The sequence below is a fragment of the Burkholderia sp. 10_S31 genome (assembly GCF_056930375.1).
This window is the reverse complement of sequence record NZ_JBXOWK010000002.1, coordinates 519,649-532,451: the sequence shown is the minus strand read 5'-3', so window position 1 is coordinate 532,451 and position 12,803 is coordinate 519,649. Positions and strand designations below refer to the sequence as shown.

Here is a 12,803-nt window from a genome sequence, read left to right as displayed (position 1 = left end):
GAAACGTCGGGGCGATCAGCCGCGCATACCCAGCACGGCGGCCCCCGACACGCGCCCGCCGCGCAAGTCGTCGAGTGCGCGGTTCGCGTCGGTCAGTGCGTAGCGCACGGCCTCGACCTGCAGCGGCATCGCGGCGGCGATCCGCATGAATTCGACCGCATCCGCGCGCGTCAGGTTGGCCACCGACGCGATGCGGCGCTCGCCCCACAGCCACGCATACGGAAAGCCCGGGATGTCGCTCATGTGAATGCCGCCGCACACGACGATCCCGCCTTTGTCGACCGCGCGGAGCGCGGCCGGCACCAGTGCGCCCACCGGCGCGAAGATCAGCGCGGCATCGAGCGGCTCGGGCGGCGCTTCGTCGCTGCCGCCGGCCCATGCGGCACCCAGCGACAGCGCGAGCTGCTGCGCGACCGTATCGCCGGGCTTCGTCAACGCAAATACGTTGCGCCCTTCGCCATGCGCGACCTGCGCGACGAGATGGGCCGCTGCGCCGAAGCCGTAGATGCCGATGCGGCGCGCGTCGCCCGCCATGCGCAGGGTTCGATAGCCGATCAGGCCGGCGCACAGCAACGGCGCGGCCTCCAGATCGGAATAGCGTTGCGGCAGATGCACGCAATAGCGATGATCGGCGACCGCGCACTCGGCATAGCCGCCGTCGATCGTATAGCCGGTGAATCGCGGGTTGTCACAGAGGTTTTCGCGGCTCGATGCGCAATACGCGCAATGCCCGCACGTCGAGCCGAGCCACGGAACGCCCACTCGGTCGCCAATGGCAAAGCCCGTCACGCCCTCACCCAGCTGGCGCACCGTTCCGACGATCTCATGCCCCGGAATCAGCGGCAGCTTCGGCTGCGCGAGCTCGCCGTCGACCACGTGGAGATCGGTCCGGCATACGCCGCACGCGTGTACGTCGATCAGCAACTGGCCCGCCGCGGGCGTCGGATCCGGCACGTGCGCCTCGCGCAAATGCGGCGTCGTGCCGTCAAACATCATCGCAAGCATGCTCGCCTCCCCGCGCGATCGCTGTCGCGCGCTTCGCTTCCAGGGCTGATCGTCGCGCATGGCGCGCGCACCGCCCGGTGACGCGCGCTTGATGTGGGTCAACGGCCGCCGGACGGTTGCTGACACGATGAAGTGGCGTGACGCCGCCAGCGCGGCGACCTGGAGACGATCAAATGATATCCGTTCCCCCACTTGCCGCAAGCGCCCATCCCGGCCTTCACCTGAGGTCGCTGCTGGGCTATGCGGTGCTGGCTCCGTCCAGCCACAATTCCCAGCCGTGGCGCTTCCTCGTCAACGGCACCACGATTTCGGTCTGTGCGGACCGCGTTCGCGCGTTGCCCGTGGTCGATCCGTTTGATCGCGAGCTGATCATCAGCTGCGGGGCGGCGTTGCTCAATCTGCGTGTCGCGCTCAATCATGCCGGGCTCGCCCACACGATCAGCACGTTTCCGTCCGAAGTCGACCCCGATCTCCTTGCGCTCGTCCGGGTTTGCGACGACGGCTATTCCGACGCGTCCCTCGGTGTGCTGTTCGATGCGATTCCGGAGCGCGTCACGACGCGCGCGCCGTTCGAATCGAGCCCCGTGCCCGAAGACCTCCAGCGCGAGCTGATCGCGGCCGGCGTCGCGGAAGGTGCCGACATCGCGTGCGTCGACTCGATCGCGCACCGCGCACGCGTCGCGGAGCTCGTTGCGGAGGCGGATCGTCAGCAGTTCGCCGACCCGCGCTTCCGGCGCGAGCTGGCGAGCTGGATCGATCCGCGCCGGCACGACGACGGCATGCCGGCATTCGCGGCCGGCGTGCCGGCGTTGCTCGATTTCGCGGCGCCGGTCGTGACGACGGCGGTACGGACCTTCGATCTCGGCAACGGGCTCGCCGCGCTGCATCACCAGCTCGTCGGCGCATCGCCGTTGATCGTATGCATCGCGACCGTGCGCGACGATCGCGAAGCGTGGCTCGCCACCGGCCAGGCGCTGGAGCGGATCCTGCTCGTCGCGACGCGCGCGGGCTATACGGCGTCGTACCTGAACCAGCCGATCGAGACGGCCGGGCTACGCGCCCACCTGTGCCACATGCTCGGGCTGCGCGGCGAGCCGCAGTTGCTGCTGCGCGTCGGGCGCGGCCCGCACACGCCGCATTCGCCGCGTCGCCCGCTCGACGAAGTGATCTCCTTCTCCTGATCTCGACACGGAAACGAACATGAGCATCCTGCGTTGCGCCGCCTTCTGCACGATGACCGCGATGGCCGCGACGGCCGGCATGGCCGCCGCGCAGACGGCCGTGCCCGAGCCGACCGACCTCGTCAACGCGCAGCACTGCATGTTCTGCCATACGAGCGACATGACGTTCCTCGGGCCGTCATTCCACGAGATTGCGCAACGGTATCGCGGCGATCCGAATGCCGGCGCGGAACTGGAGCGCAAGCTGCGCGTCGGCGGGCGCGTGCACTGGGGCGACACGCCGATGCCGTCGGCGATCGATCGCGGCGGGCCGCTGTCCCCCGACGACGCGCATCAGCTCGTGCAATGGGTGTTGAGCCAGTGAGCCGCGCGCGTCCCGTCCATTCATGTCGGCCCTGACCAAACGCGTGCCCGCCGGCACGGCGCGAGACGTCGCGACGATCGCGAAGGCGCGCGGCAAACGGCCCGCCACGCGGCCGGATGCCATCGTCGGCAACGACGGTAGCCGACGCATCCCGCGTCGCACGCGACGCGTCGCCAAAAAACCAACCTGCTCGACTGCCGATGAGGATGCGGCGCTGCTGCGGCGCGCGGGCATGCGAGGCATCCGGCTGCAACTCGACTACTGGAAAGCCGAAGAGCGCCTGCAGAACGAACGCATCGGCCATGCGGTCGTGATCTACGGCAGCACGCGCATCGTTGCGCCGTCCGTCGCGAATGCGCGGCTGGACGAAGCGAATCGCCTGCTCGCCGAGCGCCCGCACGACGCGGGCCGGCGCCGCGCCGTCGCGGCCGCCAGCCGGCTCGTCGAGCACAGCGGGTATTACCGGGTCGCGCGCGAATTCGGGCGCATCGTCGCGCATGCCGACCGCTGCACGCGCACCGCGCGGCTCGCGATCGTGACGGGCGGCGGCCCCGGCATCATGGAAGCCGCCAACCGCGGCGCCTACGAGCGCGGCGCACCGAGCATCGGCTTCAATATCGAGCTGCCGCGCGAACAGGCGCCGAATCCGTACCTCACGCCCGATCTCTGCTTCCGGTTTCACTACTTTGCGATCCGCAAGCTGCACCTGCTCGAGCGCGCGAAGGCGGCCGTCTTTTTCCCCGGCGGCTACGGCACGTTCGACGAGCTGTTCGAGGTGCTGACGCTGCTGCAGACGCGCAAGATCGCGCCGTTGCCGGTCATCCTCGTCGGCGAGGCGTACTGGCGCCGCGCGGTCGACCTGGCGTTTCTCGCGGACGAAGGGATGATCGACCGCCGCGACCTGGAGCTGTTCACGTATTGCGAATCCGCCGCGCAGATCTGGCACGCGATCGGAAGCTGGTATGCGCAGCGTCGCGAACGCATGCCGGCACGCTGCGATCCTGCTTCGAAGCGTCGCGCCGTGTAGGAATCCGCCGACGGCATCTGCACGATTCCTACCGCAGCTTCGGGCAAGGCTGATTGAATCGCCCCGTGACGGCGACGATACTGAAATCACCAAGAACGGTTGCACGACCAACCGATCGCAGGCACGAGGAGAGACGTCATGTCACACGCCAGCTACCGCACCGACCCGGACGATCCGTCCGGCGCAGCCACACTCGACACGCAGGCACTCGTCGCACTCGCTCGCGACGCCGGCATGCTCGTGATACTCGACGGCCAGATCGGGCGCGAGCGGTACGAAAGCGTGACGGGATCGATCGCCACGCTGGCCCGCTTCGCCCAGGCGCTGCAGTTGTCGGTGCTCAAGGCCGCGTGACGCCGAGTGTGGCCGTGCCGCGACGCGGCGGCAGGCTCCGCTCGACGGCATCGGCCACGGCGTCTGACGCGATGGTCACGCGCGTACCGTCGTCCCGTACGTCTGTCGACACCGGCTGCATCCATATGAACGCGCGCTGGCCGGAGCGCGTCCTGCCTTTCACCCGGATTGCTCCCGGATGAGACTGCGATGAACCGGCCCCTTTCCGGACGGATCGCCCGCATGCTGCCGGGCGTCGCGCTGCTCGTGAACTACCGGCGTGCGTGGCTTTCGCGCGACCTGTACGCGGGGATCGCGCTGTCGGCCGTGCTGGTGCCGGTCGGCATGAGCTACGCGCAGGCGGCCGGGCTGCCCGCCATCACCGGGCTCTATGCGTCGATCGCCGCATTGCTCGCCTATGCCCTGCTCGGCCCGAGCCGGATCCTCGTCCTCGGTCCGGATTCCGCGCTCGCGGCACTGATCGCGGGCGCCATCGCGCCGCTCGCCGACCACGACCCGCAGCGCGCGATCGCGCTGTCCGGCGCGCTGGCGCTGTCGGCCGGCACGCTCTGCATCCTGCTCGGTGCGCTCGGCCTCGGCTTCGTTACCGATCTGCTGTCGCGCCCGATCCAGTACGGTTACCTGAACGGCATCGCGATCGCGCTCGCGCTCGGGCGGCTGCCCGAGCTGCTCGGCATGCCGGTATCGGGTGGCGATGTGTTTTCCAGCGTTCCACGTGTCGTGCATGCGTTCGTCGACGGTCGCTTTTCCGTCGATGCCGGCCTGCTCGGCATCGCCGTGCTTGCTGCCATCTTCCTGATGCAACGCGCGATGCCGCGCCGGCCCGGCGTATTGATCGCCGTGCTGGCGGCTACGCTCGTCGCTCGCCTCGCGCCCTTGCACGGGATCGCGACGGTCGGCGCGTTGCCGGCCGGCATGCCTGCCCCGCATCTTCCGGTCGTCTCGCTCGCCGACGTGAGCGCGCTCGCGTCCGGCGCGATCGCCGTCGCGCTGGTGTCGTTCGCGGACATCAGCATGCTGTCGCGCGCGCTGTCCGCACGGGCGGGCGATACGCCAGAGCGCAACCAGGAGCTGATCGCACTGGGCGCGGCCAATCTGCTGGCCGGCGTGACGCAAGGCTGCGCGGTCAGCAGCAGCGCGTCGCGCACACCGGTCGCGATTGCCGCCGGCGCGCAAAGCCAGGTCGCGAATCTCGTCGCGGCCGCGTGCATCGCCATACTGCTCATTGCCGCGCCGGCGCTGCTGACGTTCGTTCCGCGCACGGCGCTGGCCGCGGTCGTGATCTACGCGGCGTTCGGCATCGCCGACGTCCGCAGCGTCGTGCGGCTGTACCGGATGCGCCGCGGCGAATGCCTGATTTCGGTGCTGTGCTTCGCCGGCGTGATCGGCCTGGGGGTCGTGCCCGGCATCCTGCTCGCCAGCGCATTGTCGCTGCTGTCGTTCGTGTGGCGGGCCTGGCATCCGTACGACGCGGTGCTGGGCCGGCTGACAGGCGTGCGCGGCTATCACGACATCGCGCGGCATCCGGACGCGGCGCAAACGCCCGGGCTCGTGCTGTTCCGCTGGGATGCGCCGCTCTTCTATGCGAACGTCGAGATCTTCTGCGAGCATCTGCACGCCGCGATCGCGCGATCGGCGAGCCCGGTCACGCGCATCGTGGTCGCCGCCGAGCCCGTCACCGACATCGACGTGAGCGCCGCGGATCGGCTCGTCGCGCTGCACGACGAGCTCGCGGAACGCGGCATCGCCATGAATTTCGCGGAAATGAAGGGGCCGGTGAAGGATCGCCTGCGCGCTTACGGCCTGTTCGACGTGTTCGGCGCCACCAGTTTCTTTCCGACCGTGACCGATGCGGTCGCCCGTCACGTTCGACGGCCGCGACGGCATGCGCGTACCTGCAAGAGAAAGCGTGCGTCGCGCCGGCGCGTCTCGCGCAAGACGCACAAGACGACGCGGTAGACCGCCGGCGCACGAATCGATGCGACAGCCCCGCCGCATCGCGTGCCGGAACCGAGGCCGTCGTCGACGCGACCGGCCCGCGGCACCCTTCGGTTCAGACCGTAAAGGTGTTCGACTTCTTCATCTCGATCCACGTCATCCCGACGCGCAGCCCGTCGATCGCGGCTTCGCGCTCGGTTGCATGGGTTCTGCTATGCGCGAACGTCCGCTCGCATGCGCCGTCCGGCGACTTGTGCGTCACGTGGATCCGGCAGCGGAAGCCGCCCGCTTCGGCCGCGACCGTCTCGATCGCGACCGACCAGTCCGCTTCGTGAAGTTCGCCCGAAAGTGTCATCTGACTCCCCTCCTGGAGCCGCGCGGGCGGCCCATCCATCTGCCGCCAGCCGGATTCACTCGACCACCAGGTCGTCGACGACGGCGCGCACGCCGCGCGCCGACCACGCCGCACCGCGCACGGCCTTGCGCTCGGAAAACGAGCCGACCTTGCCGGACAGCCGCACGGTGCCGTCGTGCACGTCGATCGCGATGTGCTTCGCCTCGCGCTCCGCGTGACGCATGATCGCGCGCTTGATGTTGCCGCCGATGTCGTCCGCGCCGACCGCCCCCTGTACCGCGATGTGATCGGTCACGCCCGTCACGCTGCGCATCTGCGAGATCGAGCGCACGGCCAGGTGGCTCTGGTACGCCCAGTCGACCTTGCCTGACAGCGTGATCCAGCCGCGTTCGACCTGCACCTTGACCGCATCGTCATGCAGGCCGACCGTCCAGTGCAGGACCGAACGCACCGCTTTCGCGATGTCCTCGTCGGTACGCACGTCGTCGTCCGGCAGGTGCACGGTCATGTCGACGACGAGCGCCTTGACGCCCGCCACGCGGTTCGCCGCGCGCTCGATCGCCAGCTTCTCCGCATAGCTCGGCGGGTGCCCCGAAAGCGTCACGATCCGGTCGGCCACTTCGATACCGATACGCGTTGCATCGATCGACGGGTCGGATTCCAGTTCATCCTGAACGTCCTGCTTCAACTGCTTGTCGGTTTTCATCGTCTGCTCTCCTGTGAGCCGCGGCACGCCTGTTCGCCCGTCGTCCGATCAGCTGATCGTGAGCTTCTTCTGCCCGACCGGCGCCTTCTTCGGCAGTGTCAGCGACAGCACGCCGTCCTGATACGTCGCCGTCGCGTTCGCCTCGTCGATTTCCGCGGAAAGCGAGAACGACCGGCTGATCGAGCCGCTGTAGCGCTCGCGCCGAATCACGCGCTCGCCATCCTTCTGCTCGTTGTTGCGCTCGATCTTCGCGTTGATCGATACGGTGCCGCCCTTCACTTCGACATCGATGTCCTCCTTCGCGACGCCGGGCAGCTCCGCGTTGACCTTGTAGGCGTCGTCGCTTTCCGTCACGTCGATCTTCATCGACGCCAGATCGGGTTCGCCTGCAAGCGTCATGCCGCGCAGCGGCCTGAACAGCCCCTGGAACAGGTCGGAAACGGGTTCCATCGAAAACGGATCGTAACGCGTCATGTTGCTCATGGTTCGTACTCCTTCAGCAGTTGACGTTCGGCCGCCGCCTTCGCCCCGACGACGACGGACGCGATGAAGATCGGAGGCGCGGCACCGCGTGCCGCGCAAGGGACGAATAACCTTTCGGAGTCCAGCGTACCCGTGTGCACCGGCACGCGCTTGATGCGTGTCAAGGGCGACGGGCGCTCACGTGCAGAACCGGAAATAGCCGCTGTGAAGCAGGATCGGCCGTCCGCCGACTTCCTCGAGCAGGCAGCGCGCCGCACGTTCGATGGCGGGACGATGACGCGCAAAGGCGTCGACGAGGTCCTGCTCGCGAGGCGACGCCGCGCGGAAGTGATCTTCCAGCGCTTCCGCGGTGATCGCGCAGCGCACGCGCTGACCTTCGACGAGCGCCGGAAAGCTCAACGCGGGATCGAGGCCGTAATACGTCGGGTGTTCGGAAGGAAACGAGATTTGCATGATGATCACCTGGGCAGGTGACGCGGCAGCGACACTAGGCCGCCGCGACGGTGGCGCGCGCGGCATCCTCGCCGCGCACGAGCAGGACCGGGCAACTCGATGCGCGGAGGAAGCGTTCGGCAACACTGCCGAGCACCAGTCGCCGGACACCGCGCCGACCATGCGTGCCGACCACGGCCAGATCGATCGAACGGTCAACGACGTATTGCTGCAGGCGCTCCGCGACGTCCTGACCGAAATCGGTCTCGATGATTTCCGTCTCGCCGTTGACCGCCGCGCGCGAGATCGTCCGGTCGGCATCCCGCAGTATCGCCGCGCCATGCTGCCGGATCTCGTCGAGCAAGGCTTCGGGCTCCATGCGGCCGCCGTAAGCGAACAGGGTCGATTTGTCGACGACGAAAACGGCAAACAGACGCGCGCCGCATGACCTGGCCATCCTGAGACCTTCGTCGAGCGCTCGTTGCGCGCAAGGACTGCCGTCCGTTGCGACCATGATATTCGTGTACATGCGAACCTCGCTGAATGAACGGGCCGATTGCGGCGTCCGGATTCGTTTCCATCATCGGCACTCGCCGCAGGCGCGCGTTGACCGAGGTCAACGGTTTGGAACCGCATCGAAATCGGCCCGCGACCCCACGGACGGCCATCGCCCCGTGCTGGCCGAAGCCGCGTGCCGTGATCCGGGCAACCGAGAGGTGAGAGGCTGCATGGTCGAGGTGCGGCAGCATTTGCCGTTAGCGGGGCGGGTTCTCGTACGACTGGAAACCGTTCTCGATCTCGAGGATTTTCCTGGCGCACGCATCGTATTGCCACCCCGGGCCGCCATCGCTGCCGTACATGCCCTTGCACATCGCCTTGAGCCGGATCACCGAGCCGCCGTCGCCCGACGCCGCGCGCGATGCCCAGAGATAGACTTCCCCCGCCAGATGCGGTTGCGCCGTTTCGATCAGGTCGGCACTCGCGCGCGTGATTCGGGTTGACGAACGGGCTTCGACGTAGCGCCGCGTGCGGCTCCACGCACGATCGCATTCCGCCGGCGTCGAACACGGCAGCGACGCGGCCTGACGCGCAGCAAGCAGTTGCGTTTCCGTCGACCTGAATGCCCCGGTTCGGTCTGCCCCGGCACATGCGCCCAACGCGAGCAGCACACCGACCATCAACACACGTTGCTTCATCGTGAATGCCTCGTCAGGCCGTGAGTTCCGCCCGCAATCGAGCGGCGTGACCGCGCCCGACGTCAATCCCGCGCGTCGCGACGCGCATGCCGCGCGCGGTCACGGGCCTGAAACCGACTGTATTGCCGCCGTGGCAAGCACGGTTGACCTGCGTCAAGCGTCCTCCTGTGTGGCCGGCTTGATTCGTATCAAGCCGGCACGCGCGCTGCTCGGCTGCAATAGAGTCCGTCGAATCGGCGATCCGTGGCTTGCCGCACCGATCCGCGACATCGAGCAGGCGAGAACGTGCCGTTCTCGTTCGAATCCAACCCGCGGGGCGCGGCAACGCGGACGTGCGCCCCGTCCGACCGATCCTTTCATCATGTCCCGAACGCCTCACGTACCGTTCGCGCTGGGCCGCGCAAATGCACGGCGACAGGCGATGCAGTTCGAGCGCGCGTTGAATCGGCCCGCCACCTATCCGCACCCCGCAGGCTGCATCGAGCGGATCGAGACCCATCTGTCCGTCGTCTATCTGGCCGGGCGTTACGCGTACAAGCGCATCAAGCCCGTGCGCTTCGCGTTCGTCGACCTCGTGCAGCCTGCGCAGCGGCGCTGCTGCGCGCTCGCGGAGTGCACGCTCAATCGCCCGTTCGCCGGCCCGCTGTACCTGGGCGTCTGGCCGCTCGTCGCACGCGGCCGGCGATGTGCGTTCGATGCGCCGGTGCGGACCGGCGGGCGCCGGTATCGGCAGCAGACGACACCGGGCGAGTACGTGGTGCGCATGCGCCGGTTCGACGCGCGTGCGATGCTGTCGATTCGCAGCGCGTCGCACGACGAAGGGCTGGCGGATGCGGACGCCCTCGCCGATACGCTGGCCCGCCATCATCTGCACGCGCCGCGCCGTGCGCCGCGCGGTCATTCCGGCAGCGCGGCGAGCGTCGCCGCCCAATGCCGGCCCTTGCTCGACACGCTCGACGCCGCCGTGCCGGCTGAAGCCGCGCTGCGCGCGTGGTACGAAGCCGAGTTGACCCGCATCGCACCGCTGCTTGCGGATCGGCATGCGCACGGTTTCGTGCGCGCATGCCACGGCGATCTGCATCTCGACAACATCGTCCGCTGGCGCAACAGGATCCTGATGTTCGACTGCATCGAATTCAACGACGCGCTGCGCTGGGTCGACGTGGCGAGCGATCTCGCGTTCGCGTTGATGGATTTCTCCGCCCACGGACGCGACGATTGCGCCCACCGCCTTCTTTCCGGTTGGCTGGCACGCACGGGCGACCATGCGGCACTGGGCGTGCTGCCGTGCTACTTCGTCTATCGGGCGCTGGTGCGCGCGCTGACCGCGCGACTGCGCGGTGACGAAGCGGCGCGCGCCCGCTATCTGCGCATTGCGTCGGCCATGGCTCATGCTCGACGCGATGCGCGACCGGTGCTGCTTCTGTGTCATGGAATGTCCGGCTCGGGCAAATCGCTGGCCAGCCGCGCGCTGGCCGAGCGACTCGGTGCGATCCGGCTGTCCAGCGACGTCGAGCGCAAGCGTTGTGCCGGTGTACCCGGCGAAACCCGTCTGTCCCGCGATGCCTATTCGGACACCGCAATCGACCGGATCTACGCAACCCTGCTTTCCGAGGCCGGCGTGGTCCTCGACAGCGGCTACACCGCGATCGTCGATGCGACGTTCCTGCGCGAACGCAACCGCACGGCGTTCCTCTCGCTCGCTGCACGGCTCGGCGTGCGCGTCGCGATGCTCGATTTCGCCGCCAGCCAGGCGACGCTTGCCGCGCGTGTCGCGGCGCGGGCAGCACGCGGGGGCGATCCCTCCGATGCCGACACCGCCGTGCTGGCCCGACAGATCGAGCATGCCGACCCGCTGACCGGACCGGAAACGGCTATCGCGATTCGTTTCGACACCGATTGCGATGCCGCGGCGTACGGAAGCCGCGCATTCTGGGCGCCGTTGCTCGCCGCGTTGCGTACGTAATCGCGACGTGCGCGTCGTGGGCAAGCGGCCCGGCCGCCCGCGCCGGGCGCCGCCGCACCGTCACGCGCGAAAACGCTGCTCCTCGATCTGCTGCAGCTTGCCGACTTCGACGACGCCGCCGAGCAGCCCCGCCGGCGACAGCGAGATGGCCGGGGAATGCGCCACCGTCAGCGGGCCGGCCATCTGGAGCGCGCAGATGCCATCGGCATCGCCGTTGAACACGTCAAAGCGCGTCATGATGCGCGACGCCCGATGGCCGCATGAGTCGGGGCAGCCATGTCATGGAACGTCTCCCTTTCAGCCTGTTGGCGTTCGCCTCGTGTCGCGCTTTCGGCGAGCGTGACAGGCGCCGCGCGGCGGCCTCGCCGCTCGGCGTGATCGCGCGGCCGTCCGGGGTACGGGCATCGCTCATGCCGCCTGCTGCCCCGCGTGCCCGCCCCACTGCGCGGCGAGTGCCGCCAGCGCCGGGGAAATCAGCGGCTGCAGCGGCATGACGGGCGCCAGCGCACGCATGGGATCGGGCAGCGTGGACAGTTCTCGCAATGCGTGAGTGCGGCTCTCGCCGAGCGTGGGGGCCGCAAACCGCGTTCCTGCGACCATCACGGGCCGCAACAAAGGCGTTCCGTCGATGCGCTCGCCTTCGAGACCGACGCAGTCGGCGGTGATGCGCCCATCCGCGTCGTATTGCCGGAACACCTGCTTGCGGCCCGGCAGCGTCGCCTTGCCCTCGGAGCGCTTGCAGCGTGCCCGGCCTGCATACTCGACGAGCTTGTACGCGCAGTCGAAGCACGGTGCGTCCGCCGATGTGCTCATCTGCGTGCCGATTCCGAAGCCGTCGATCGGGGCGTGCTGGCGGACGAGTTCCTGCAGCCGCATTTCGTCGAGATTGCCGCTCGCGAAGATCGTCGCGTCGGTCAGGCCGCCGCGATCGAGAATCGCGCGAACGTTGCATGCATGCGCCGCCAGATCGCCGCTGTCGATCCGGACGCCCTTGATGCGCACGTTGTCGGGCGCGAGCCGCCGCGCAAGCTCGACGACCTTGTGCGCCGCGCGCTCCGTATCGTAGGTATCGATCAGCAGCATCGCGTTATCCGGCTGCGATCGCGCGAAATGCTCGAACGCGAGCGCTTCGTCGTCGTGTGCCTGGACGTAGGAATGCGCCATCGTGCCGTACACCGGAATACCGTAACGCAAGCCGGCGAGCAGGGTCGCCGTGCCGGAAAATCCCGCCAGGTAGCTGGCACGCGCGGACAGCATCGCCGCCTGCGCACCATGGGCGCGCCGCAGCCCGAAGTCGACCAGCAACCTGCCATGCGCGACGAGCGTGGCCCGCGCGGCCTTGCTTGCGACCAGCGTTGCGTAATGGAGCAGGTTCATCACGCGACTCTCGACGAACTGCGCCTCGCGAAGCGGCGCCGTGATCCGCAGTATCGGTTCGTCTGCGAAGAACACCGTGCCTTCCGGCATCGCGTCGACGGTGCCCGTGAAGCGGAAACCGGCGAGCGACGCGAGGAAATCCGCGCGAAAGCGCCCGGTTGCGGCCAGTCGTTCGAGCGCGGCGGCCGTGAAGCGCAGGCTCTCCAGATAGTCGAGCACGGGTGCCAGTCCCGCCGCCATCAGGAATGCGCGCTGTTCCGGCAGCGCCCGTACGAAGAACTCGAAGCTGGCCGCTTCGTTCATTCCGGCGTCGAACGCGGCCTGCATCATCGTCAGCTCATACAAATCCGTCAGCAGTACGTCGTCGACGTCCGCATCCGGCCAGGATCCGTTCATCATGTGCCCTCCTGCGCCGCCTG

At 68.3% G+C, this 12,803-nt stretch carries 15 protein-coding genes; 6 read left to right on the top strand and 9 right to left on the bottom strand.

The window, feature by feature from the left end; all coding sequences use genetic code 11:
• Positions 1 to 15: 15 nt before the first annotated feature.
• The gene (locus AC1Z3W_RS17055) at positions 16 to 1,005 is read right to left on the bottom strand and encodes a zinc-dependent alcohol dehydrogenase family protein (protein WP_483508061.1); all 990 of its coding nucleotides are present in this window, start codon (positions 1,003 to 1,005) and stop codon (positions 16 to 18) included.
• A 173-nt stretch (positions 1,006 to 1,178) separates the two neighbouring features.
• Here AC1Z3W_RS17055 and AC1Z3W_RS17050 point away from each other — a divergent pair, with 173 nt between their 5' ends.
• From AC1Z3W_RS17050 to AC1Z3W_RS17030, 5 genes are all read left to right on the top strand, one after another.
• Positions 1,179 to 2,186: an Acg family FMN-binding oxidoreductase gene (locus AC1Z3W_RS17050; RefSeq protein WP_483508060.1), complete on the top strand. Its 1,008-nt coding sequence runs from the start codon at positions 1,179 to 1,181 to the stop codon at positions 2,184 to 2,186.
• Between the two features lie 19 nt (positions 2,187 to 2,205).
• Positions 2,206 to 2,550, top strand: a complete 345-nt coding sequence (locus tag AC1Z3W_RS17045; RefSeq protein WP_175825183.1) for a c-type cytochrome — start codon at positions 2,206 to 2,208, stop codon at positions 2,548 to 2,550.
• Positions 2,551 to 2,572: 22 nt separating this feature from the next.
• Complete coding sequence (locus tag AC1Z3W_RS17040) at positions 2,573 to 3,577, top strand: LOG family protein (RefSeq protein WP_483508059.1); 1,005 nt, start codon at positions 2,573 to 2,575, stop codon at positions 3,575 to 3,577.
• A gap of 138 nt (positions 3,578 to 3,715) precedes the next feature.
• Positions 3,716 to 3,931, top strand: coding sequence for a hypothetical protein (locus AC1Z3W_RS17035; RefSeq protein ID WP_057926969.1), 216 nt, complete (start codon positions 3,716 to 3,718; stop codon positions 3,929 to 3,931).
• Between the two features lie 189 nt (positions 3,932 to 4,120).
• Positions 4,121 to 5,890 carry a SulP family inorganic anion transporter gene (locus tag AC1Z3W_RS17030; protein WP_124833498.1) on the top strand — a complete coding sequence of 590 codons (1,770 nt, stop codon included), beginning with the start codon at positions 4,121 to 4,123 and terminating at the stop codon, positions 5,888 to 5,890.
• Positions 5,891 to 5,984: 94 nt separating this feature from the next.
• On the opposite strand, the gene AC1Z3W_RS17025 is transcribed toward AC1Z3W_RS17030, so the two are convergent.
• From AC1Z3W_RS17025 to AC1Z3W_RS17000, 6 genes are all read right to left on the bottom strand, one after another.
• Positions 5,985 to 6,224 carry a hypothetical protein gene (locus AC1Z3W_RS17025; RefSeq protein ID WP_124833497.1) on the bottom strand — a complete coding sequence of 80 codons (240 nt, stop codon included), beginning with the start codon at positions 6,222 to 6,224 and terminating at the stop codon, positions 5,985 to 5,987.
• Positions 6,225 to 6,279: 55 nt separating this feature from the next.
• Positions 6,280 to 6,930, bottom strand: coding sequence for a BON domain-containing protein (locus tag AC1Z3W_RS17020; RefSeq protein ID WP_124833496.1), 651 nt, complete (start codon positions 6,928 to 6,930; stop codon positions 6,280 to 6,282).
• Between the two features lie 48 nt (positions 6,931 to 6,978).
• Positions 6,979 to 7,413, bottom strand: coding sequence for an Hsp20/alpha crystallin family protein (locus AC1Z3W_RS17015; RefSeq protein WP_124833495.1), 435 nt, complete (start codon positions 7,411 to 7,413; stop codon positions 6,979 to 6,981).
• A 177-nt stretch (positions 7,414 to 7,590) separates the two neighbouring features.
• Positions 7,591 to 7,866: a DUF1488 family protein gene (locus tag AC1Z3W_RS17010; protein WP_124833494.1), complete on the bottom strand. Its 276-nt coding sequence runs from the start codon at positions 7,864 to 7,866 to the stop codon at positions 7,591 to 7,593.
• A 34-nt stretch (positions 7,867 to 7,900) separates the two neighbouring features.
• Complete coding sequence (locus AC1Z3W_RS17005) at positions 7,901 to 8,374, bottom strand: universal stress protein (RefSeq protein WP_057926974.1); 474 nt, start codon at positions 8,372 to 8,374, stop codon at positions 7,901 to 7,903.
• Between the two features lie 226 nt (positions 8,375 to 8,600).
• Positions 8,601 to 9,041 (bottom strand): hypothetical protein, encoded by a 441-nt coding sequence (locus tag AC1Z3W_RS17000; protein ID WP_124833493.1) that lies wholly within the window; start codon positions 9,039 to 9,041, stop codon positions 8,601 to 8,603.
• 361 nt (positions 9,042 to 9,402) lie between these two features.
• Here AC1Z3W_RS17000 and AC1Z3W_RS16995 point away from each other — a divergent pair, with 361 nt between their 5' ends.
• Entirely contained in the window at positions 9,403 to 11,007 is a 1,605-nt protein-coding gene (locus AC1Z3W_RS16995) for a bifunctional aminoglycoside phosphotransferase/ATP-binding protein (protein ID WP_124833492.1), read from the top strand.
• Positions 11,008 to 11,067: 60 nt separating this feature from the next.
• On the opposite strand, the gene AC1Z3W_RS16990 is transcribed toward AC1Z3W_RS16995, so the two are convergent.
• Positions 11,068 to 11,244, bottom strand: coding sequence for a hypothetical protein (locus AC1Z3W_RS16990; protein ID WP_244104841.1), 177 nt, complete (start codon positions 11,242 to 11,244; stop codon positions 11,068 to 11,070).
• A 171-nt stretch (positions 11,245 to 11,415) separates the two neighbouring features.
• Complete coding sequence (locus AC1Z3W_RS16985; RefSeq protein WP_057927087.1) at positions 11,416 to 12,780, bottom strand: nicotinate phosphoribosyltransferase; 1,365 nt, start codon at positions 12,778 to 12,780, stop codon at positions 11,416 to 11,418.
• Positions 12,781 to 12,803 lie beyond the last annotated feature (23 nt).

What these genes read in the sequence shown, in the direction of transcription:
- AC1Z3W_RS17055 (WP_483508061.1), bottom strand. Translation starts at nt 1,005, where the DNA reads ATGCTTGCGATGATGTTTGACGGCACGACGCCGCATTTGCGCGAGGCG.
- AC1Z3W_RS17050 (WP_483508060.1), top strand. Translation starts at nt 1,179, where the DNA reads ATGATATCCGTTCCCCCACTTGCCGCAAGCGCCCATCCCGGCCTTCAC.
- AC1Z3W_RS17045 (WP_175825183.1), top strand. Translation starts at nt 2,206, where the DNA reads ATGAGCATCCTGCGTTGCGCCGCCTTCTGCACGATGACCGCGATGGCC.
- AC1Z3W_RS17040 (WP_483508059.1), top strand. Translation starts at nt 2,573, where the DNA reads ATGTCGGCCCTGACCAAACGCGTGCCCGCCGGCACGGCGCGAGACGTC.
- AC1Z3W_RS17035 (WP_057926969.1), top strand. Translation starts at nt 3,716, where the DNA reads ATGTCACACGCCAGCTACCGCACCGACCCGGACGATCCGTCCGGCGCA.
- AC1Z3W_RS17030 (WP_124833498.1), top strand. Translation starts at nt 4,121, where the DNA reads ATGAACCGGCCCCTTTCCGGACGGATCGCCCGCATGCTGCCGGGCGTC.
- AC1Z3W_RS17025 (WP_124833497.1), bottom strand. Translation starts at nt 6,224, where the DNA reads ATGACACTTTCGGGCGAACTTCACGAAGCGGACTGGTCGGTCGCGATC.
- AC1Z3W_RS17020 (WP_124833496.1), bottom strand. Translation starts at nt 6,930, where the DNA reads ATGAAAACCGACAAGCAGTTGAAGCAGGACGTTCAGGATGAACTGGAA.
- AC1Z3W_RS17015 (WP_124833495.1), bottom strand. Translation starts at nt 7,413, where the DNA reads ATGAGCAACATGACGCGTTACGATCCGTTTTCGATGGAACCCGTTTCC.
- AC1Z3W_RS17010 (WP_124833494.1), bottom strand. Translation starts at nt 7,866, where the DNA reads ATGCAAATCTCGTTTCCTTCCGAACACCCGACGTATTACGGCCTCGAT.
- AC1Z3W_RS17005 (WP_057926974.1), bottom strand. Translation starts at nt 8,374, where the DNA reads ATGTACACGAATATCATGGTCGCAACGGACGGCAGTCCTTGCGCGCAA.
- AC1Z3W_RS17000 (WP_124833493.1), bottom strand. Translation starts at nt 9,041, where the DNA reads ATGAAGCAACGTGTGTTGATGGTCGGTGTGCTGCTCGCGTTGGGCGCA.
- AC1Z3W_RS16995 (WP_124833492.1), top strand. Translation starts at nt 9,403, where the DNA reads ATGTCCCGAACGCCTCACGTACCGTTCGCGCTGGGCCGCGCAAATGCA.
- AC1Z3W_RS16990 (WP_244104841.1), bottom strand. Translation starts at nt 11,244, where the DNA reads ATGACGCGCTTTGACGTGTTCAACGGCGATGCCGATGGCATCTGCGCG.
- AC1Z3W_RS16985 (WP_057927087.1), bottom strand. Translation starts at nt 12,780, where the DNA reads ATGAACGGATCCTGGCCGGATGCGGACGTCGACGACGTACTGCTGACG.